Genomic DNA, 20,002 nt, shown 5'->3' with positions numbered 1-20,002 from the left:
CCTTGCCACGTCGAATGCGCCTGTTCACCGCCCTGCTCGCGGTGCTCACCTGCCTCACCGTCGGCAGTGCGGCCGACGCGACCGCCGCCCCGGCGAAGAAGAAGGGCGTGAGCGCCTGGAACTTCACCGACGTCACCAAGGCGCTGGCCGACTCCAGGGCCGGCTGGTTCTACACCTGGGCCTCGGACCGCCAGCAGATCAAGCCGCCGGCCGGCGTCGAGTTCGTCCCCATGATCTGGGGCGCGGGCTCGGTGACCGACGCACAACTGCGAACGGCCAGGCAGGAGGGCACGACCCTGCTCGGCTTCAACGAACCCGACCTGCCGGCGCAGGCCAACATGAGCGTGACCAGGGCCCTCGACCTGTGGCCCCGGCTCCAGTCGACCGGGATGCGTCTGGGGGCACCCGCGGTGGCGGGCGGCGGCGACGTCGCGGGCGGCTGGCTCGACCAGTTCATGAAGGGCGCCGCCGCCCGTCGCGACAAGGTCGACTTCATCCCCCTGCACTGGTACGGCTCGGACTTCCGCGCCGACGCCGCGACCGGTCAACTGCGCAACTACCTCCAGGCCGTGTACAACCGCTACAAGAAGCCGATCTGGCTCACCGAGTACGCCCTGATCGACTTCTCCAGCGGCACCCCGAAGTATCCGACACCGGAACAGCAGGCCGCGTTCGTGACGAAGTCGACCGCCATGCTCCAGGGACTCCCCTTCGTCGAGCGCTACGCGTGGTTCACCCTCTCCGCGGACCGTGGCGGCACCGGCCTCTACAACCGGGCGACCCCCAACCGGGTGGGTACGGCCTACCGCGCGGCCGGCTGAGCACACACCCCGCCCGCGTCCACGCACGGGCCCGATCGACCACGACGCCCGGACCGGCGCAGAACCGGGGTCGGCGAGCCCGGCGGGTGGACCGACGTGTCCACCCGCCGGGCGACGGCTCGCGGCCGTCGGCTCGGCTCGCGGCCGATCGGCTCGGCTCGTCGGCCGCCCCCGCGCCGGTCCAAGGGATTCCTCAGGTGGTCACCGCCCGCGAGCGCGCTGCTCGTCACGGCCGGTACGGGGTCACCGCCAGGACCGCCCCGTCGGCGCCGGGCGGCAGCGGCGGCAGCGGTGGCGGCGTCCGGCCCCCGGGCCTCGTTCCCCGGCTCCGTCACTCGGGGCCCGCCGACGGTCAGCCCCCGGCGCAGCCGCCGTTGCGGCAGTCGCGCCAGGGGCCCCAGGCACCGCCCGGGGCCTGCTCGGAGATATCGGCGGACAATGAGCTTGTTCTTTTTCTTCCGCCCTCGAACGGGGTCGCTCACCTGGGGATTCGCCGGACATGAAGGCGGCCTTCGTCTGATCCTGTGCTCCGGCCAAGGTGCACGTGACCACGACGAAGGCCGTGAGGGTGAGTCTGCTGCCTGATGCTGTGCGGCGGGAAGCGTTCGCGGAAGCGTCACGCTTCCGGGGAGAGTTCTACGAGTGTCCGACCGCCCGGCGTGACGAGTTGTTCGAACCCGCCGACGCGGTGCTGTGTGCGGACGGTGCGGTGAAGTCCCGGTGGACCTGACACTGCTGCCCGAGCACCGGCGTGGGCACGGAGCGACGTACGGCGGCCTGCACCAAGGCCGGATCGACGTCGGCCGCCTCCGAACGGCTCACCCCGGCCCGGGTCCGCCGGGGATTCAGGAACATCCGCCCCCACCTCATCTGCCCGACCCGTGACTCTGTCGGGGATCTTGGATGATCGGGCTCAAGTGCCAAGGGTTCGCCAGGACTTCGGCCGGGGGATGTCGTTCTCGTCCAGGTAGGTCTGGAAGGCGGTCGGCGGTCTCGGCGAGGGGGCTTCCTCGGTGACTGGCCGGCCGCTGAGCCGTTCGATGTTCACGGCGATGGCTGTGAGTACGTGTTGCAGGTGGGCTTTCGGCTGGCCTCGGTAGCGGCAGCGGCGCATGCCGTGTCCGTGGGCGAATTCGTTGATGGTGCCCTCGATACCGGAGCGGACCGCGTAGCGGGCCTTCCACTCGGGTGTCTGCTGCTCGGTGCGGACGTGGACTTGCAGGTCGCGGAGTTCTCGCGGAGGGAAGCCCACGTTCCGGGCGCCCTCGCGGGAGGTGGTGCAGCGGGGGCGGTCCGGACACGGCTGGCACTGGCTTTTGGTGAACCGTGCCACGATCAGGGGTGCCGCGGTGGGCGAGGATGTCGGGTAGGGGCCGTGCCAGCCCTGGCTGACCTGGCCTCGTGAGCAGGTAACCTGGCGGCGGTCGAAGTCGATGTGGAAGTCGTCCCGGTCGAAGCCTTCGCTCCTGCGGTGCTGGCGGGTGGGGTTGCCCGGCAACGGCCCGCTGACGGTGACCTGGTGTTCGCGGGCGGCTCGTTCCAGGTGGACGAGGGAGGTGTAGCCGCCGTCGACCAGGTGCTCGGCGGGCAGCAGTTCGCGGCGTGCCAGGCGGGTGTGGATGCCGGGCAGGGCCTGGCCGTCGTTCGTGGCTGCTGAGGTGGTGGCCACGTCCGTGATCACGTTGACGCTGTCGGAGGCACACGTTTCGGTGACATGCGCGGCGAACCCCTTCCAGCTGATGATGTGTCCGTGGCGGACGTAGCGTGCCGTGGTGTCGTAGGGGGAGACGATCGCCGCCGACGAGGGCGGCAGGCCGCCGTCGTCGGCGGTGCGCCAGCGCAGGCGGCCTGCCGCGTCGCGGTAGTAGTTCTGCACGAGGATCCGCCGCAGGGCCTCGGCCTGCGGGCCGGGCCGGTAGGCCGGTGCGTGCCGGTGGAGGTGTTCCAGCAGGCGACAGGCGTCGTCACCGGCGGCGAGGATCCTGGTCTTGGGCCGGGTGGGGTTCTTGCCCAGGCGGACCGGGCGGCCGTAGCGGCGCCCCCAGTCCTCGTCGACCAGGCCGGTCAGCAGGTGCGAAGCGGTGCGGGCCACTTCTTCCAGCACCGCGCGGACGGCCTCGGTGACCAGTTCCAGCCGGGTCAGGTCACGTACCGCGGCCAGGACATGAGTGGAGTCGGTGCGCTGCGTGGTGCGCTCGCGCACGAGTCCGGCCTCCTTCAGGCGCGCGAGTGCCAGATCGAGGAGCCGGTCGGCGCGGTCATCCAGGGCTAGGCGCTCGCGGAAGTCGGCCAGCACACTGTGGTGGAAGCCGGGATCATCCAGTTCCATGGCCATGGCGTACTTGAAGTCGATGCGGCAGCGAACCGCTTCCGCCGCTTGCCGGTCCGAGAGGCCGAGGAGGAACTGCAGCACGCAGACGGTGGCCAGCTGGGCGGGCGAGATGCCGGGGCGTCCATCGCGCGGGTACCAGCCCGCGAAGTCCTCGTCGCACCACAGCCCGTCCAGGCGGTCTCTGACCCACATCGCGGTCGTACCGCCCGGGTTGCTCGCCCGCGCGATCTTCGCGGTCTGAGAGGGGACTTGCTCACCGGAACGGGGGCGGAGCGACAACTGACACCTCGACAACTGCAGGGGTCTTCGATCAGCCACGAGCATGCCCGCTGGTCAGGCGGGCACACCACCGGGAGACTCCAAGATCCCCGACAGAGTCAAGCTCAGGCCTGGTCCGCCGTCTCGTCCAGGATGAGCTGCCCCCGGAACAAGGTGCGTACCCCGCCGCCGACGCTCGCGAGCAGACCTCGATCAGCTTGCCTGCGGACTTTCACTTGCATTCTGGCAAAGCCGAGTTCGGCTGTGCCCTGGACGATGTCGAACGCCAGGGACTCCTCAGGCCGCCCCTGGTACGCAAGCCATCCCGCCACTGCCAGCGCGGCCGAGCCGGTGGCTGGGTCTTCCGCGCACACCGGCTCGGGAACAAAGACCCGAGAACGAACTTCAGGCGACCCCGGAACGAATGCCGCCACCCCGAAAACGTCGGCCAGTCCAGGGACCCGCTCGGCGAGCGCCGCGACCTCAAGCGGCAGGGCTTGAGCAGATTGAAGATCAGCGGCACTCACCGGGAGGCAGACAAACCCGAGTCCAGCCGATGCCAATCGCACCGGCCCCGCGGCCGCATCCGACGCAAGCCCCACTGCTTCGCATACGAGATCCGGCACGACAGGCGGACCCACCCGACAGAGCCGTTCCTCCAGAACCGCGCTGTCCGCTCTTGGTTCCACGCGCGCGCGAACGATCCCGTTCCGAGTGCGCATTGCCACCCAGCCTGGCGCGGCCAGACTCCGCCGCACCGCCACGGCAGCCGCTCCCACAAGCGGATGGCCCGCGAAGCCCAACTCCACATAGGGAGTGAAGATCCGCACATCCACCTCCCCGCCGTCACCGCTGCGCAGGAAGACGGTCTCCGGCATGGCCAGGCGGGCAGCCAGACGCTGCATCAGCGCATCGTCACACGTGGTATCACACATGACCACGCCGAGCGGCCCCCCGGTCAGGGGCCCACTCCCGAACACCTCAACCAGCTCAAACTCCATGCCCAACCCCACCAGATCCGCTCCAAATTTCGGCAGCGTGGCTCGTCATTGCGGTTCTCCTTCCAAACATCTCGGTTGTCATCGGCCGGGCCGCTGCCTGTGCCTGTCATGGCCGGCGCCAGCGGACACGCCGATCACGGGGCCGGCGGGGTCAGTTCGCGCAGGACGGCCGAGGCGAGTGCTGCGTCCAGGGCACCGACGCCCGTGAGGTCTGCGACCGTGATCGCCCCGTCCGGCCGATCGACGGGCCCTTCGAGTAGGAGGCCAACGGGTGTGTCGCTGGTCTCGGCGGTGGAGCCGGCGCGCACCGCGTGGCCGAAGTCGCCGTGCTCCAGACACTGCTGGTGGTCGTCTGTCGCGATCAGTGCCGCGCGGCCGAACAGCGCCGCCGGCAGTTCGTTCTTGTGCGGCATGTCCGTGCCGATGCCGGTTACGTGTGCGCCGGCGCGGACGTGACGGGCCTGCAGGACCGGGACCGTGGCGGGCGTGGTCGTGATGACCATGTCGGCTGCGGCTGCTTCATGCGCCGAGACGGGCCGGGCGTGATGGCCGAGCGCGGTGAACGTCTCGCACAACGACCGGGCCTTGTCCTTGCTGCGGCCGTGGACGAGCACCGTGCCGATCCGGCGGAGCCTGGCCAGCCACTCGACCTGGAGGCGGGCCTGTTCTCCGGTGCCGAAGACGGCCAGAGTGGCCGCGTCGGGTCGGGCCAGGGCATGGGTGACCAGGGCGCCCGCCGCCGCAGTGCGCCAGGCAGTGAGCAGGCCCTGGTCGTCGAGGACCGCACGGATCTGGCCGGTGCTTGTGCTGATGACACAGACCAGGCCGTGGTTGGTGGGCAACCCGGCAGCGCTATTGCGGTAGAAGCCGGCGGCGATCTTGACCGTGAATTCGGGCATACCGGTGACCCAGCCGGCCTTGACGTGGCAGTCACCGTCGGCGTCAGGGAACTGCAGGTGCAGCGGTGTCGGTACGGCGGTGCGACCGTGGGCATGGGCGATCAGCGCGTCGCGGACGGCGGCGAAGACCACTTCCGGAGTGACGGCACGCTTGATCTCGACGGCACCGAGGACGGGCGGGGTCATCGGCTCTCCCGCTGCCACAGGGCGAAGGCGGCCAGGCCCGCTTCGAAGTTGACGCGGCCGACGCAAACGCGGAAACGGTCGGTGGGGCTGCAGCGGAGGCTCACGGATACGCCTCGGCCCTGGTGGTCGCCGGAAGCGATCCGCCCGCAAGGAGGTCCAGGGGGACGGTGGGAGCGGTCAGGCGGTGGCGCACAGCGCGCTCTGGAAGGGCAAGGTTCTCTGCGGGAGGTAGCCCGGTCATGCTTTTCAATCCTTCGCTGGTGCTCGCAGTTCGGCCAGCAGGCTGTAGAGGGTGGATCGGGAGACTTAAAGGGCGCCGGTGACGACAGGCGTGGCCCGCCGTACGGCGAAGACGCCGGCCTCGTCGAGTCGGGCGAGGACGGCCAGGCGGTCTGCGCGGGTCAGCCGTTCAACCGGGCGGCCGCATTCGCGCACGTACGCGCCGATGACGTGTTGGACGCGCTCGTTCCAGTCCTGCTCGAACAGTGGCTCCGGAAGGGGCGTGGTCGGGGCGCCGAAAGCGGACAGGAGGGCTGAGGCCTGCTCCAGCGGTGAGCGGTCGAGGTTGACGCACAAGACGGCGGACGGACCGCCGTCCGGGCCACGAAGGACCGCGCTGACCGATGACAGGCGCCGGCCGGCCGCGAGCAGCTTCTCGTAGGGACCGAACACATCCCGCGCCGCCGGATCGGGCTTGTCCAACTCGCCCAGGAACGACTGGTCCCCCGGGCCGCGCGAAGTCATCGGATTCCAGATCGCCAAGATCCGGTCAGTGTCCGGGTCGTGCAGCACCACCTCGGTGTACGGACCGAGCAACAGCGCGACAGCCTGACCCACCGGCGCCCACGTCCGCACCCGTGGATCCACGCTCTCATCAACGGATCCCATGGAACTGGACTGTATATCCAATCTGGACTAAGTGTCCATTCCGACCCGCCTGCCCCCTCGCGAACGTTCCATTGCCAGAGCAAGATCGAGAACCGGCCGCCGGAACCTCCTGGATCGAGACGGGCCGGCCCTGGCGGCCGGGAACCCCGGTACCGGCTCCGGCCACCCCGGACACACCCAGCACGGACATCCGGATCGGGTACGCGCGCTGCTCGACACTGACGCAGGAACTGCAGTCGAAGCTGGACGCGCAAGCGGGACAGTTCGGCGAGTCCCCTCGCTCCGCAGACCGGCCCCGGCACACTCATCCCACGCCCCCTCGTGAACTCCTGAGTCCCCAGCAGAGTTCAGGATCACGAGGAGGACGTCTCCATGCCCGGCGCTCACCCCAAAGAGTGACCGTCCAGCGGTGACAAGGATCAAGCTCAGAGGCTGACTCTGTCGGGGATCTAGACTCCAGTGAGAGTTCTCCATGTGGCCTGGTCAGCGCCCTGGGGGCGGTGATCGTAGCGGGGCTGTGGCGTGGGTGGGGCGGCTTTGACATGGATGTCCCACCCACGGGTGGCCGCGCCGCATGTAGTGACAGCGGCGGGGAGAGAGCATCGGTGTGAACGATGATCTGCCGACGGATCTGTGGGATCGGGAACGCAACGAGCTCCTCCTGCGAATCGGGGTTGTCGGCAGGTGATGCGAGACTCGGCCCCATGAAGCCCAACGACCCCAAAGACGACCTGCACCGCTATCTCAAGGCGGCCCGCGAAGCCATCATCTGGAAGCTGGACGGATTGTCCGAGTACGACGTCCGACGCCCCCTGACGCCGACCGGCACCAACCTCCTCGGCCTCGTCAAGCACCTCGCCAGCGTCGAACTCGGGTACTTCGGCCCGACGTTCGGCCGCCCGCACAACGAATCCCTCCCCTGGCACGAGGAGGGCTCCGAGCCCAACTCGGACATGTGGGCACCCGCCGACGAGTCACGCGAGGACGTCCTCGGCCTCTACCACCGCGCCTGGGCGCACGCGGACGCGACGATCGAGGCGCTGCCGCTCGATGCGATGGGCCACGTCGCGTGGTGGGGCGACGGCGGCGACGTGACGCTTCAGCGGATCATGCTGCACATGACGGCCGAGACGAACCGTCACGCCGGCCACGCCGACATCGTCCGCGAGCTGATCGACGGCAAGGCCGGCATGCGGGAGACCAACAGCAACATGGACGGCGGCGACGAGGCCTGGTACCAGGAGTACTGGAACAGGCTGGAGGCGTCCGCCAAGGAGGCCCAGGCCAAGCCGAGCTGAGCTGAGCTGAGCTGAGCTGAGCTGAGCCGAGTTCGTTCGGGGAGGTAGGGGCTTGCCGTGGTAGCTCGTGTTGTCGCCTACCTCCCCACCCGGTGCCGCAGCTGTCGCAGAGCGCCCACCGCAGAGTGCGCGCCACCGGACTTCCCGCCCGAGGTCCACCACCGCTCCCTGGACCGCTCCCAACATCGGTCGGTCAGGCCGCGGTGGCGACGTCGGCCCAGTGGACGGCGTGTCCGAGCCCCGCGCGGTCGCCGTGCGCGACGGTGAGCCGGTCGATGATCTGCAGCCCGCGGCCGTGCTCACCGCGGGTACAGCTGGCCGCCCAACCGCCCTGCGCGGCCGCAGGGCCTCCGTCGCAGACTTCGATGTGCACCCGCCGGGCGCCCTGGGCGCGGCTCAGTCGGAGGTGCAGTGGAGGTTCGGCGTGCTCGACGGCGTTGGTGACGAGTTCCGAGACGGTCAGCAGCACCGAGTCGGCGGCCTCGTCGGCGACCCGCCACCCCGCGAGGACCTCTTGGGTGATCTTGCGGGCGTCTCCGGCGGCTTCCGGGCGGTGCACCAGGGCCCAGGCGTGGCCCGATGACGGCGAGCGCCGGGCCATGGCCGGCCATGGGGAGATGTCCGGGGCGTAGGTGCGGATCACGGTCATCACCTTCTTTCGACGCCGCGGTGGCGCCTTGGCTGTGACCAGAACCCCTAACGATCCACTTCCCATCCATATCACTCAGGTATATAGACAGTAAATATAGATGAGTGATATAGATGAGGTATGGATGGGACACCCGAAGAGGGTCTCCAGGAGGTGGCGGCGGCACTGAACGAGCTGGCCACCGGGCTGGTCAGGCATCTCCTGTCGGACCGGCAGGGCATGAGCCTGACCACCGTCGCGGCGCTCGGCCGGCTCGAGCGGGAGGGTCCGATCCGGCTGACCGCGCTGGCAGCGGCGGAGGGCATCGCCCAACCGTCGATGACCGCGCTGGTACAACGACTGGAACGCCAGGGCCTGGCGTCGCGGATGGCGGATCCCGAGGACGGGCGTGTCTGCCTCGTCGCCATCACGGATGCCGGGCACGAACTGCTGGCCGAGCGCCACCGCGCGCAGCGAGCCCGGGTGGCCGGCCTGCTGACCGCGCTGCCCGATCAGGACGTGCAAGCGCTGAGCGAGGCCATGCACGCGGCCCTGCCCATCGTCCGCCAGCTGCTCCGGGAAGTCCCGTCGCCCCGCACCACCCGTGGCGGAACGGCTTCCTGAACCCCCGGGGCACCCCTTCGACATCTCCTCCCGCAGGCGGCAGGACCTGCTCCGCTGCCCCGTCTCGCGCCCCCCGCGCGCCGGGCCCCGATCCCGCCACCTGCCCTCCTATCGGACTTCCGAAAGGGCGGAGAACCATGAGCACCATCTCGGCATCCGGCACCGACGTCCCGCCGGCGGAGGTACCGGACTACCCCATGATCCGGGCAGCCGGCTGCCCGTTCGACCCACCGCCGGCCCTGCACACCCTGCAGGAGCAGGCCCCGATCAGCCGGGTGCGGCTGTGGGACGGCAGCACCCCGTGGCTGGTCACCCGCTACGAGGACGTGCGGACCCTGCTGGCCGATCCGCGGATCAGCTCGGAGAGCACCCACCCGCACTACCCCCACCAGAGCCCGGCCACGAAGGAGCGCCGCAGGCAGTCACGGACCTTCATCACCATGGACGATCCGGAACACGCCCGGCTGCGCAGGATGGTCACCGCGACCTTCGCCATCAAGCAGGTGGAGGCGCTGCGGCCGACCGTTCAGAAGATCGTCGACGACCTGATCGACGCCATGCTCGCCGGGCCCAAGCCGGTGGACCTGGTCCAGGCGTTCGCGCTGCCGGTGCCCTCACTGGTGATCTGCGCGCTGCTCGGCGTCCCGTACGCCGACCACGACTTCTTCCAGGCCAACAGCAGGCTCCTCGTCAAGCGCACCACGACCCCGGAGCAGGCACGGGCTGCCACCCGGCAGCTGACCGACTACCTGGACCGGCTGATCGGCGACAAGCTCGCTCACCCGACCGACGACCTGCTCTCCGCCCTCGCCGAGCGGGTCAGGGGCGGCGAACTCTCCCGGCACGAGGCGGCCAACATGGGGATACTGCTGCTGATCGCCGGGCACGAGACCACCGCGAACATGATCGCGCTGGGCACCCTGGCCCTACTGCAACACCCCGACCAGCTGGCCCGGCTGCGCGAGAGCGACGATCCGAAGCTGATCGCCTCGACGGTCGAGGAACTCCTGCGCTACCTGACCATCGTGCACAGCGGACGGCGCCGCGTGGCCCTGGCCGACCTCGAGATCGGCGGGGTCACCATCCACGCCGGCGAAGGCGTCGTCCTCGCCAACGACATCGGCAACCGCGACCCCGCCGCCTTCCCCGACCCCGACCGGCTCGACGTCGCCCGCAACCCCCGCCACCACGTGGCCTTCGGCTTCGGCGTCCACCAGTGCCTGGGCCAGCCGATGGCCCGGGTCGAGCTTCAGGTCGTCTACGGCACCCTCTACCGCCGCGTCCCCGCCCTGCGGCTCGCGGTCGATCCGGACCGGATCCCGTTCAAGCACGACGGGAACGTCTATGGCGTCTACGCGCTGCCCGTCACCTGGTGAGCGCGGACAAGTACCGTCCGGACGAGTGCCGTGCGGACGAGTGCCGTGCGGACAAGGAGGATTCCGATGAAAGTCATCGTCGACCAGCACAAGTGCGTCGCCTCCGGCCAGTGCGTACTGACCGCGCCCGAGGTGTTCGACCAGCGTGAGGAGGACGGCGTCGTCGTCCTGCTCACCGAGACCCCGCCCGACCACCTGATGGGCGACATCCGGCAGGCCGCCGTCCTCTGCCCGGCCCAGGCGATCTGGGTGGCGGAACAGGAGAAAGCGGAACAGGAGGAACAGGAGGGCGAACAGTGAAGCGGATCGTCATCGTCGGGGCCTCGGCTGCGGGCCTGACCGCGGCCGAGACCCTCCGCCGCCGGGGCTGGGACGGCCACCTCACCCTGATCGGCGACGAGCCCCGCCCGCCCTACGACCGGCCACCGCTGTCCAAGCGGATCCTGACGGGTGATTGGCCCGCCGAGCGAGCCGTGCTGCGCTCCCCGCACGAGCTCGCACGCTTGGAGGCCGACCTGCACCTCGGACAGCCCGCCACCGCCCTCGACGCCGCGGGGCACCGGGTACGGCTGGGCGGCGGCGAGAACATCCGCTTCGACGGTCTGGTCATCGCCACCGGGGTGACCCCCCGGCGCCTGCCCGGCACCGATCTGGCCGGGGTGCACGTCCTGCGCACGCTCGACGATGCGCTCGCCCTGCGAGCCGCGCTGCTCGCCGAGCGCCAGGTGGTCGTGGTGGGCGCCGGCTTCCTCGGCACCGAAGTCGCGGCGGCAGCCCGGGCCATGGGCCTGGAGGTGACCGTGGTCGAGCCGGAGCCCGTCCCGGTGCGCCGCCCGTTCGGCGAGCGCATCGGCGCCCTCGTCGCCGACCTGCACCGCGCCCACGGGACCCGTCTGCGCTGCGGGGTCCCGGTGCGCCGGCTGCGCAGCGCAGGCGGCCGGGTGACCGGGGTCGAGCTCGGCGACGGCACCACGCTGCCGACCGACCTCGTCGTCCTGGCCGTCGGCGCGACCCCCGCGACCGGCTGGCTGACCGGCTCGGGCCTGCGCCTGGGGAACGGGGTGGTGTGCGACGCGTGGTGCCGGGCCGCACCCGGCATCTACGCCGCCGGCGACGTCGCCTCCTGGCACAACCCCCACTTCGGCACCCGCATCCGGCTGGAGCACCGGATGAACGCCACCGAACAGGCCGTCGCCGCGGCCGGCAACCTGCTCGGCGACGCCACCCCGTTCGCCCCCGTGCCCTACTTCTGGACCGACCAGTACGACACCAGGATCCAGGCGTACGGCATCTTCCCGCCCGACGCGGACCTACGCGTCCTCTCCGGCGACCCGTCCAACGGCCGCTTCACCGCCGCCTACGGCCACCGAGGAGTGGTGGTCGGCGTGCTCGGCTGGAACGCCCCCCGCGAACTGCGCATGCTGCGCCGGCTGGTCGTCGAGCGCGCGCTCTGGACCGCCGTCACGGACGCCGGGCTGTGTCCCCCACTGACGGTCGACCGTCGTGGTGGCTGGACTCCGACGGCCTAGTCAACTGGACCACCCTGCCCGAGGACACGGTGTACGAGGGCGGACAGCTCGGGCGCTGGGTGAAGGCGCAGCGGGCCGCCTGGCCGGACCTGGAGGCGGACTGGTGTCGTTGCCCGGCGTTACGCTGCCGGGCCCTGAGAGGGTGTTCGATAGGGGATTCCCCCCAACTGTCCGGCTTTGGTTCTTGCGGCACGGACTCGTTTTCAGGATCTCGTGGCGGCCGGGTCCGTGTCCGCGATATTCATCAAACGTGACGGAACGACGCAGGTATCCATCGGACCTGAAGGACGATCAGTGGGAGCTCATCGAGCCAGTGCTGGTGGAGTGGCGACGCACCCGCGCCGAAGGGCGTGAGCCCACGACAGCGCTGCGTGAGGTGGTGAACGCGATCCTCTACGTCGCACGCACCGGTATCGCCTGGCGCTACCTGCCGCACGACTTCCCGCCCCACACCACCGTCTACGGCTACTTCAAGGAGTGGGAACGCGACGGCACCACCGAGCGGATCCACGACACGCTGCGTGACCAGCTGCGGGCGAAGAAGGGCCGCCGGATCCTGCCGAGCGCCGCGGTCATCGACTCCCAGTCCGTGAAGGCCTCACCGAACGCCCCGGCCGACAGCCAGGGCTACGACGGCGGGAAACGGGTCAAGGGCCGCAAGCGCCACATCGCCACCGACACCCTTGGCCTGATCCTGGTCCTGATCGTCACCGCCGCGGGCGTACAGGACTCCGCGGGCGGTAAGCAGGTCCTGGACGCCCTCGCCGCCCAGTGGCCCACCGTGACCAAAGTGTGGGTGGACGCCGGCTACAACAACGCCGTCGTCAGGCACGGTGCCGACCTGTCCATCGACGTCGAGGTGGTCGCCCGCGACAAGGAGCAGAAGGGCTTCGTCGTCCAGCCGATCCGCTGGCGGGTCGAGCAGACATTCGGGATCATGTCCCGGTACCGGCGGCTCCACCGCGACTACGAGGAACTGCCGGACCGGTCACGCTCGATGATCCACTGGGCCATGGTCAACTCCATGACCAACCGCCTGACCGCCAGCCCCGACAAAATCGGGCAATACCTCCGCCCGAAACCTCTCGCGGCAGCCTAAATCGGTATCGAACACCCTCTGAGAGAACACGGGGAGGCCGTCACCTGCGGGTGACGGCCTCCCGGCCTTTACCACGCTGCGCGACCTTCGCAACCATGGAGACCTTCATAGCGATTCCCGCGATACTTCCGGTTCCGGGTCAACCACCGGATCGCAGGCCCACGACACTGCGCGCCCAGCCGGAACCAGAGCGAACCGCGTCCCGGACGACCTGCCGCAAAGATCCCGAACTCTCCACATGGCCCCCGGGATTGCAGGTAGGAACCACAGGTGCCCCACAGGACAGAACCGAGAACTCACACCGTCCGCGTGGGCCGCCTCCTCGACCGTGATGCTCGGACGGCACCACAGGCGCCGGAACAGGTCTTGGACACCGGTGCCGGCGCCGCCGCAGGCTGAAAGCGATCCCGAAACGAGAGGAACAACGTCATGAGGGTCTTCGTCACCGGCGGTTCCGGCTACATCGGCAAGGCGACCATCGACGCGCTGACACGGCACGGCCACACCGTGCGCGCCCTGGCCCGCAACGAGCACGCTGCCCGGACCGTACGGACGCACGGGGCGGATCCGGTCACGGGCAGCCTGGCCGACCTGGGCGTGCTCAATGAGGCGGCGGCGCAGGCCGAAGCCGTCGTTCACCTCGCCCAGGCGGCCACCGGCGCGGAGGACCTCGCCGCCGCCACCGCGATGCAGGACGGCATCGGCGCCGGCCCCTACGTGCACACCAGCGGTACCTGGGTCTATGGCGACACCAACGGCGTCGTCGACGAGGACGCCCCGTGGGATCCACCGGCCCTCGTCGCCTGGCGCCGCCCCGTCGAGGACGCCGTCCTCGCCCGCGCCGCGCGCGGAGGTCGTCCCGTCGTGGTCCGGCCCGGCCTGCTGTACGGCGGCGACAACCGGCTCATCGATGCCTTCTTCACCCGTCCGGGCATGGTGGCGGGCGCCATCGCCTACATCGGAGACGGCTCGCAACACTGGGCTCTGGTCCACGTCGACGACCTCGCGGAACTGTACGCGGCCACGCTGCGCGCCCGGCCCGGCGCCGTCTACGTCGGCGTCGGAGGAGTCGATCCCACGGCCCGGGAGTGCGCCGAAGCCATCAGCCGAGGAGCGGGTCTCGGCGGCAAGACCGTCTCCATCACTCTGGAGGAGGCACGCGCGGCCATGGGCGCCTTCGCCGACGCCTTCGCCCTGGACCAGCGACTCAGCCCGGCGCGCGCCCGCGACCAGCTCGGCTGGACCCCGAAGCACACCGACCCGCTGACCGTCCTCGCCCAGGGCTGATCCACGCCCCCGGTGGCCGGTCCCCTCGCCGACCGGGGGAGCTGCCGCCGGGAGCGGCACCCCGCTGGATCCAATGGGGTATCACGAGGCGTACGGACACCGATCAGGACGGGACACGGCAACGGTATGGACATCGACCTGCGGAAACTGCGGTACTTCGCGGCGGTCGCCGAGGAACTGCACTTCGGCCGTGCCGCCGAGCGACTGCACATCGCGCAGCCGGCCCTCTCCCGCCAAGTGCGCGCGTTGGAGAACGACCTGGGCGTCACGCTCTTGCGTCGCGACCGCAGGGGCACCGTCCTCACGCCCGCCGGAGCCCAGCTCCTCGACGAGGTGGGCCCGCTCCTCGCGGCGGCCGAGGCCGTGGTCCGCCGGGTCACCGCCGCAGCCACCGCCACACGGGTCTTCACCGTCGGCTTTATGCCCGGTATCACCGTCACCCCCGCCGTGCGGGCGCTCGCCGCCCGCCATCCCGGACTCGACGTCCGGCTACTGCGCACCGGCTGGGAGGACCAGGTCGAGGTCCTGCGCGACGGACGGGCCGACGTCAGCATCGTGCGTCTGCCGATCGATCAGAAGGGGCTGCGCGTACTGCCGCTGTTCAGCGAACCGCGCGTCGTGGTGCTGCCGACCGACCATCCGCTGGCCGGCAGGCCGGCCCTCACCGTCGCCGACCTTGCGGGCGAGCACCTCCTCCAGGACCCGGACGCCGTACCGGAGTGGCGCGACATCGCGCAGGAACTGCGCACCGGCGAACGCTCCGACGTTCCACCCATCCACAGCGTCGAGGAAAAGCTCGAACTGGTCGCCGTCGGCGCGGGCATCTGCGTGATCCCGCTGTCCACTGCGACCTTCTACACACGCCCCGACGTCGTCGCCCGGCCAGTCGAGGGCCTCGGCCCGGGGCAGGTCTGCCTGGCCTGGCCCGCCACCCGCCATTCCCGGCTCATCCACGACTTCACCGACGTGGCACCTGCCCTGGCACCACCGCCCACCTCGCTATGACCGCCACCCCACACGAACGTGCCGCCATCGCCGCCCACCGAGGAGCGGGCCACGTGAGGGACGCACCACACGGGGCCACTCGACCGCTGTCGCCGCGCGGTGCCGTCGGCAGCGCGCACTCGCGGGCCTCGGCGTCCTCTCCTCAGCAGCGCTCCGGAGCCGGGAGGCTCACACCACGGAAAGGAGGAGCCAGCCTTCACCGCCTCGGTCCTCGCCCGCGCCCGCGCCCGCGCCCGCGCCCGCCGCATCGGCCGCCAGGCCCCGTCCATCCGCGGCCGGGCGAGATCGCCGGCCACCTCTCCGCAACGCCTTCGGCCGACAACGGCTCGGGTGCGCTGTCCAGCCCTGCAGCTCGTCCCACTGCCCGGATCGGGCGAGCGGGTTGGCCAGCGGCTCGGGCAGGGCCTCGTCGTCCAGCGCGGCAAAGTACGGTGCGGGCGGCTTCGCCGTGATCGATGAGACCGTCGACGCCGCTCAGGCAGCAGTCCGTGTCCCAGCCCGTCACGTCCGAGGCGAATCCCGGTCAGACCTGTCAGCGCCCAGGTCACAGCACGTCTTCGTGACCTGATCAACGAGACGGGACACGTGGTCTCGTTCGGGACCGGGCCCGACCGGCCGCGGCGCCGGCCCGAACCAGCTGCCTCCCCAGGGGGTGCGGGGCGTCAGCGCATCCGTACCCCGGCAGGCAAAACCAGGTGCCGCGACCGCCGCTCCTCCCTACGCTTCCCGCCATGGACAGCACCGGGGCCGAGCACCTCCTGAACGTCGTGGACGTCGAAGCAACCTGCTGGGCCGGCGGCCAACCGCCGGGAACGGTCAGCGAGATCATCGAGATCGGACTGACCGTCGTCGATCTGGACGCCGGCGAGCGCCTCGCCCGCCACCGGATCCTGGTGCGGCCCGCCCGATCCACGGTCAGCGAGTTCTGCACGGAGCTGACCGGCCTCACCCAGCACGAGGTCGACGCAGGGGTCGGCTTCGCCGAAGCGTGCCGGCTCCTGGCGGCCGGACACCACGCCGGGACGCGCCCGTGGGCCAGTTGGGGCGACTACGACCGCCACCAGTTCGCCCGGCAGTGCCGGGCCACCGGGACGCCGTACCCCTTCGGCCGGCACCACACCAACGCCAAAGCGGCCTTCACCGAGGCATACGGCCTGCGCAAACGCCCCGGCATGGCGCGGGCCCTGGAGATCGCCGGGCGGCGACTCGAAGGCCGTCACCACCGCGGCGAGGACGACGCCTGGAACATCGCCGCCCTCGTTCTCCACCTGTCCGAGCGAGGCGTCTGGCCGGTTCCATGCTGACCACGCCGGACGTCTCTCCGCGCGCGGAGGCTGGACAGCGGAGTGGGACCGAAAGCATCAAGACAGACCTCCAGAACTGGCCCCCAACCCACCGCATGTTCCCCTGAAGCCAGATGCACTGAGAATCCTGAGCCGAGTGCTCTCACCCGCGCTTGTGACCATCAGCTCCACCTGGGCCTGCTGGCAGATCGAGGCGAGCTCGCGCGCCTCCGGCAGGGAGGTGGCGAACGGCTTCTCCTTGAGGACGTGCACGCCTCGGACGGCGCACTCCTCGATCGCGGCCCGGCCGGCGTGGTGCGGGACCGCGACGATGACGAAGTCCAGCGCCACGGTGTCCAGCAGGTCGGCGGCCCGGGTGAAGCCCGGGGACGTGGTGCGTGTCCTGCTGGGCCCGCAGGACGTCCGGGTCGTTGTCGCAGACCGCGACCAACTCGGCCCGGTTGGAGGCGAGCAGGCCGGGAAGGTGGTCTTCGAGTGCCTGGTGTCCGAGGCCGATGACCGCCGCGCGTCGTTTCATGGGCTGACTCCTTCCGCTTCGTGAGGGAACTTGTCGATGCGTGTCGAGTGCAGCGCCAACTCCGCTTCCCTGGACAGGCATTGTCTGTAGTCCCGGGGTTGTCCCGCGCTCGCGCGCAGTAGGCTGTCTGTCACTGTCGATGATGGAATTGGCCCCGTGGACGACCCGATCCGGCACCCCCTCGCCTACGCCCGTGAACTGCGCGGGTGGTCACAGAGCGGCCTCGTCGTGTTCCTCGACCGGGCCGCCCGCAGGCACGGGCTCCGCTCCGGCGCGGACAAGACGGCCGTCAGCCGGTGGGAGAACTGGCGCAAGCAGCCGAACCTGGACTCCCAGATCCTGATCGCGGAAGCCTTCGACGTTCCGATCGCCGACATGGAGCTGTTCGGGTGGCCCGATTGGCTGCCCGGCCGCGAGGTTCCGCTGCCGCTGGGATCGGCGTACACCGTCCAAGCACTTCGAGATGCGCAGAGAGCCGCCATGGACCGCCGCAGCTTCATGACCTTCAGCGCCGTCTCGCTGGCCGGCCTCGCCGCCCAGTGGGCCACGATCGAGCCCGATCGCCTGACTTCCGCCCTCGACGGCAGGACAGCCGTGGACCCCGGGCTCGTGGACTGGCTGGAGGAAACCAGCGCGAAGCTGACGACCCTGCCCACCGAACAGCGCCAGCACACGATCAAGCTGATGGACGCTCATCTCGCCACCGTCACCGACCTGATCGAGGGCGGCGGCCACGCCGAGCCCGTCGCCAAGCGGCTGCACCTCCTGGCCGCGTCACTGGCCACCACCTGCGGCTGGTACCGCTTCGACCAGGGCAAGCACTTCGCCGCGGGAAAGCTCTGGGCAGGAGCCTTGCAAGCCGCCGACGCCGCAGGTGACCGCGACTTCAGCGCCGGTGTGCTCTCCGACTTCGCCTACCAGTCGAACTGGATCGGCCAACCGAGCATCTCGGTGGACCAGCTCGGCCACGCACTGTCCGGTACCAAGCACCCCACCGCCCGGTCACTGCTGTTCCTCCGGCGGGCCAGGGCCCACGCCGCGCTCGGCGAACGCTCCGCGTGCTACCGCGACCTGTCCGACGCCGAGACCGCACTGTCGGCGCGGGCTGGCGACCCCGCGCCGGGCTGGTGCGCGTGGATGCGCCCCGCGGACCTCGCGGTCGACTCCGGCCAGTGCCTGCTCGATCTCGGCCGGGCCGACGAGGCGCAGGTCAGGATGGCCGAGGGCCTGGCCCTCCTGCCCAAGGCCCGGGACAAGACGCGTGGCATCTTCCTGACCTACCAGGCCAAGGGCTTCCTGCAATCCAACGACGTCGAGCAGGCTCTCGCCGTCACCACCGAATCCCTCGATCTGGCCACCCGCATCGGCGCCGAGCGGTGCGTCAGCCTGGTCCGCGAGCTCGCGCCGGCGTTCAAGCCGTACCGCCAGGTTGACGGCGTCGCCGATCTCATCGAGCGCGTCCGGGCTGCGTGACGGATGCCCAGATCAGAGTCGCGGTGATCAGCGGCCCGGAGAGGATGATCCCGGGGAGGATGATCCGAGCCGCCGTCGCCAGGAGGCTGCCAAGCGCCAGTCTGCGAAGCCCGGCCCCATGCGGGTCGCGGGGCCGGGCTTCGCACCGATATCAGCGAGAAGTGCTGGATGTACTCGCAGGAGCGCACGCCTTGGGGGTGCCCTCCTGGGGGTGCCGTCGTGGTGGTGTCCGGCGAGCCAGAGCCCGGCGACCGCCGAAGGTGGCACGGCGTCTGCGGGTGAGTCCGAAGTCGGCTTACCAGTGGCACCAGTTGTGGCGCGATGGCGGCGCGCAGGCTCTGGCTTCTCGCGGTCCGAGCGGGTCGCGGTGCCGTCTGCCGCCGCGCTGCCTGAAGAAACTCGCCGCGTACCTGGACCAGCGCCCGGCCGCGCACGGCTGGGTGGAGGACCAGGTGTGGACGGCTGCGCGGGTGGCCACGCCGATCGGGCGTAAGCTCCACGTCTCGTACAGCGTCTCGGGCGCCACGAGGCCGATGCACAGGCTCGGCCTCAGCCCGCAGGTCCCCGCACGCAGGGTGGCCGAGCGCGGGGTGGCCGAGCGCGACTTCACCGCTCTGGTCGGCGGCGTCCACCACCTCGCCAAAGCACCGATCGCGCTGGTCCGGGACCGCCTGTACACCAACATCTCCCACGCCATCGGCGAGTTGATCGCCGAACGCGACCGGCTGACGGTCTTCCTCCTTCCCGCCCACTCGCCCGACCTCAACCCCGTGGAGTGGGTCTGGGCACACGTCAAGCACAGCCTCGCCAACCTCGCCGTGGTCGCCCTCGACCGACTCGAAACCCTCGTCCGCAACCGACTCAAGCGACTCCAGTACCGACCCGACACACCCGACGGATTCATAGCCGGCACCGGCCTGACCCTCGACACCCCAACATCACCCTGACGAGCCGAAGTCAGTGATCAAGCGTCCTTGGAGGTAGTGCTGTGGAGAGCCTGCGACAGGCGGTGGCCGTCATCGTCCACGACCGGGGTGGCGGCCGGGTCGCGACGATCAACTACGCGACGAACAGCTGGAGCACGACGCCGGTGTGGACGATCCCCGGCGGCAAGGTCGAGGTCGGCGAGCGCCTGGACGAGGCCGCCGCCCGCGAACTGGCGGAGGAGACGGGGCTGGAAGTCGACCCGTGCGACCTGCGGCTGGTCCACACGATCCAGGTCCGCCAGGGCTGGGACGGCAAGGGCCCCTTCCTGCTGTCGGTCTTCCTCGCCACCGCCTGGCAGGGCGAGTTGGCGAACACCGAGCCCGGCAAGCACCTCGCCGTGGTGTGGTCGCCCGAGGGCGAGCTGCCGCTGCCGATGTTCCCGTCCTCCCACGCCGCCCTGTCCGCGTACCTGTCCGGTGGCCGCGGGTTCTCCACCCACGGCTGGGCCGAGGGGGCCGACCCCCGCGACCTGGTCCAGGACTGAGGAAGG

At 70.4% G+C, this 20,002-nt stretch carries 20 protein-coding genes and 1 pseudogene; 15 read left to right on the top strand and 6 right to left on the bottom strand.

Annotated elements, in window-relative coordinates; translation table 11 throughout:
• Positions 1-2: 2 nt before the first annotated feature.
• Positions 3-821, top strand: coding sequence for a glycoside hydrolase family protein (locus tag ACIO9K_RS18335; protein WP_400331025.1), 819 nt, complete (start codon positions 3-5; stop codon positions 819-821).
• Positions 822-1,389: 568 nt separating this feature from the next.
• Positions 1,390-1,649: pseudogene (locus tag ACIO9K_RS18330) on the top strand (transposase); the annotation flags it as partial.
• Positions 1,650-1,734: 85 nt separating this feature from the next.
• Here the strand turns inward: ACIO9K_RS18330 and ACIO9K_RS18325 are convergent.
• The 4 genes from ACIO9K_RS18325 to ACIO9K_RS18310 form a co-directional block, all read right to left on the bottom strand.
• On the bottom strand, positions 1,735-3,477 hold the full coding sequence (locus ACIO9K_RS18325) for an IS1182 family transposase (RefSeq protein WP_400331023.1): 1,743 nt from the start codon (positions 3,475-3,477) through the stop codon (positions 1,735-1,737).
• Between the two features lie 59 nt (positions 3,478-3,536).
• Positions 3,537-4,412, bottom strand: a complete 876-nt coding sequence (locus ACIO9K_RS18320) for a PhzF family phenazine biosynthesis protein (RefSeq protein WP_400331020.1) — start codon at positions 4,410-4,412, stop codon at positions 3,537-3,539.
• A 134-nt stretch (positions 4,413-4,546) separates the two neighbouring features.
• Positions 4,547-5,497, bottom strand: coding sequence for an ornithine cyclodeaminase family protein (locus ACIO9K_RS18315; protein WP_400331017.1), 951 nt, complete (start codon positions 5,495-5,497; stop codon positions 4,547-4,549).
• Between the two features lie 306 nt (positions 5,498-5,803).
• Positions 5,804-6,364, bottom strand: coding sequence for a transcriptional regulator (locus tag ACIO9K_RS18310; protein WP_400331014.1), 561 nt, complete (start codon positions 6,362-6,364; stop codon positions 5,804-5,806).
• A gap of 725 nt (positions 6,365-7,089) precedes the next feature.
• On the opposite strand from ACIO9K_RS18310, the gene ACIO9K_RS18305 reads away from it, so the two are divergent.
• A complete protein-coding gene (locus ACIO9K_RS18305) occupies positions 7,090-7,683 on the top strand; it encodes a DinB family protein (protein ID WP_363620516.1) in 594 nt (197 codons plus the stop codon).
• Positions 7,684-7,876: 193 nt separating this feature from the next.
• On the opposite strand, the gene ACIO9K_RS18300 is transcribed toward ACIO9K_RS18305, so the two are convergent.
• Positions 7,877-8,326: an ATP-binding protein gene (locus tag ACIO9K_RS18300; RefSeq protein ID WP_400331011.1), complete on the bottom strand. Its 450-nt coding sequence runs from the start codon at positions 8,324-8,326 to the stop codon at positions 7,877-7,879.
• A gap of 126 nt (positions 8,327-8,452) precedes the next feature.
• On the opposite strand from ACIO9K_RS18300, the gene ACIO9K_RS18295 reads away from it, so the two are divergent.
• The 8 genes from ACIO9K_RS18295 to ACIO9K_RS18260 all read left to right on the top strand — a co-directional run bounded on the left by ACIO9K_RS18295 (position 8,453) and on the right by ACIO9K_RS18260 (position 16,535).
• The gene (locus ACIO9K_RS18295; protein WP_400331008.1) at positions 8,453-8,935 is read left to right on the top strand and encodes a MarR family winged helix-turn-helix transcriptional regulator; all 483 of its coding nucleotides are present in this window, start codon (positions 8,453-8,455) and stop codon (positions 8,933-8,935) included.
• Positions 8,936-9,072: 137 nt separating this feature from the next.
• Positions 9,073-10,311, top strand: a complete 1,239-nt coding sequence (locus tag ACIO9K_RS18290) for a cytochrome P450 (protein WP_400331005.1) — start codon at positions 9,073-9,075, stop codon at positions 10,309-10,311.
• Positions 10,312-10,377: 66 nt separating this feature from the next.
• On the top strand, positions 10,378-10,611 hold the full coding sequence (locus ACIO9K_RS18285; protein ID WP_400331002.1) for a ferredoxin: 234 nt from the start codon (positions 10,378-10,380) through the stop codon (positions 10,609-10,611).
• Positions 10,608-11,840: an NAD(P)/FAD-dependent oxidoreductase gene (locus ACIO9K_RS18280; protein WP_400330999.1), complete on the top strand. Its 1,233-nt coding sequence runs from the start codon at positions 10,608-10,610 to the stop codon at positions 11,838-11,840. Before ACIO9K_RS18285 ends, ACIO9K_RS18280 begins: the two co-directional genes overlap by 4 nt.
• A gap of 250 nt (positions 11,841-12,090) precedes the next feature.
• A complete protein-coding gene (locus tag ACIO9K_RS18275) occupies positions 12,091-12,939 on the top strand; it encodes an IS5 family transposase (RefSeq protein WP_331743597.1) in 849 nt (282 codons plus the stop codon).
• Positions 12,940-13,368: 429 nt separating this feature from the next.
• Positions 13,369-14,226, top strand: coding sequence for an NAD-dependent epimerase/dehydratase family protein (locus ACIO9K_RS18270; protein WP_400330996.1), 858 nt, complete (start codon positions 13,369-13,371; stop codon positions 14,224-14,226).
• A 126-nt stretch (positions 14,227-14,352) separates the two neighbouring features.
• A complete protein-coding gene (locus ACIO9K_RS18265) occupies positions 14,353-15,231 on the top strand; it encodes a LysR family transcriptional regulator (RefSeq protein ID WP_400330993.1) in 879 nt (292 codons plus the stop codon).
• A gap of 731 nt (positions 15,232-15,962) precedes the next feature.
• Positions 15,963-16,535 (top strand): 3'-5' exonuclease, encoded by a 573-nt coding sequence (locus ACIO9K_RS18260; protein ID WP_363620531.1) that lies wholly within the window; start codon positions 15,963-15,965, stop codon positions 16,533-16,535.
• Between the two features lie 57 nt (positions 16,536-16,592).
• Here the strand turns inward: ACIO9K_RS18260 and ACIO9K_RS18255 are convergent, their stop codons facing one another.
• Complete coding sequence (locus ACIO9K_RS18255) at positions 16,593-16,865, bottom strand: Gfo/Idh/MocA family oxidoreductase (protein WP_400330989.1); 273 nt, start codon at positions 16,863-16,865, stop codon at positions 16,593-16,595.
• Here ACIO9K_RS18255 and ACIO9K_RS18250 point away from each other — a divergent pair.
• From ACIO9K_RS18250 to ACIO9K_RS18235, 4 genes are all read left to right on the top strand, one after another.
• On the top strand, positions 16,846-17,076 hold the full coding sequence (locus ACIO9K_RS18250; protein WP_400330986.1) for a hypothetical protein: 231 nt from the start codon (positions 16,846-16,848) through the stop codon (positions 17,074-17,076). The genes ACIO9K_RS18255 and ACIO9K_RS18250 overlap by 20 nt on opposite strands.
• 132 nt (positions 17,077-17,208) lie before the next feature.
• A complete protein-coding gene (locus tag ACIO9K_RS18245; RefSeq protein ID WP_363620533.1) occupies positions 17,209-18,525 on the top strand; it encodes a helix-turn-helix transcriptional regulator in 1,317 nt (438 codons plus the stop codon).
• Positions 18,526-18,803: 278 nt separating this feature from the next.
• Positions 18,804-19,472, top strand: a complete 669-nt coding sequence (locus tag ACIO9K_RS18240; protein WP_363620535.1) for a winged helix-turn-helix domain-containing protein — start codon at positions 18,804-18,806, stop codon at positions 19,470-19,472.
• 41 nt (positions 19,473-19,513) lie between these two features.
• On the top strand, positions 19,514-19,996 hold the full coding sequence (locus ACIO9K_RS18235; protein ID WP_363620537.1) for an NUDIX domain-containing protein: 483 nt from the start codon (positions 19,514-19,516) through the stop codon (positions 19,994-19,996).
• Positions 19,997-20,002: the final 6 nt, after the last annotated feature.

The sequence above is a fragment of the Kitasatospora sp. NPDC087271 genome (assembly GCF_044744605.1).
Taxonomy (GTDB): domain Bacteria; phylum Actinomycetota; class Actinomycetes; order Streptomycetales; family Streptomycetaceae; genus Kitasatospora.
This window is presented reverse-complemented; position numbering and strand designations above follow the sequence as displayed.

Bases quoted from the DNA above. Each gene is read 5' to 3' on its own strand.
- ACIO9K_RS18295 (WP_400331008.1), top strand. From the start codon at position 8,453: ATGGATGGGACACCCGAAGAGGGTCTCCAGGAGGTGGCGGCGGCACTG.
- ACIO9K_RS18270 (WP_400330996.1), top strand. From the start codon at position 13,369: ATGAGGGTCTTCGTCACCGGCGGTTCCGGCTACATCGGCAAGGCGACC.
- ACIO9K_RS18315 (WP_400331017.1), bottom strand. From the start codon at position 5,497: ATGACCCCGCCCGTCCTCGGTGCCGTCGAGATCAAGCGTGCCGTCACT.
- ACIO9K_RS18320 (WP_400331020.1), bottom strand. From the start codon at position 4,412: ATGGAGTTTGAGCTGGTTGAGGTGTTCGGGAGTGGGCCCCTGACCGGG.
- ACIO9K_RS18265 (WP_400330993.1), top strand. From the start codon at position 14,353: ATGGACATCGACCTGCGGAAACTGCGGTACTTCGCGGCGGTCGCCGAG.
- ACIO9K_RS18260 (WP_363620531.1), top strand. From the start codon at position 15,963: ATGGACAGCACCGGGGCCGAGCACCTCCTGAACGTCGTGGACGTCGAA.
- ACIO9K_RS18325 (WP_400331023.1), bottom strand. From the start codon at position 3,477: ATGCTCGTGGCTGATCGAAGACCCCTGCAGTTGTCGAGGTGTCAGTTG.
- ACIO9K_RS18250 (WP_400330986.1), top strand. From the start codon at position 16,846: ATGACGAAGTCCAGCGCCACGGTGTCCAGCAGGTCGGCGGCCCGGGTG.
- ACIO9K_RS18285 (WP_400331002.1), top strand. From the start codon at position 10,378: ATGAAAGTCATCGTCGACCAGCACAAGTGCGTCGCCTCCGGCCAGTGC.
- ACIO9K_RS18305 (WP_363620516.1), top strand. From the start codon at position 7,090: ATGAAGCCCAACGACCCCAAAGACGACCTGCACCGCTATCTCAAGGCG.
- ACIO9K_RS18290 (WP_400331005.1), top strand. From the start codon at position 9,073: ATGAGCACCATCTCGGCATCCGGCACCGACGTCCCGCCGGCGGAGGTA.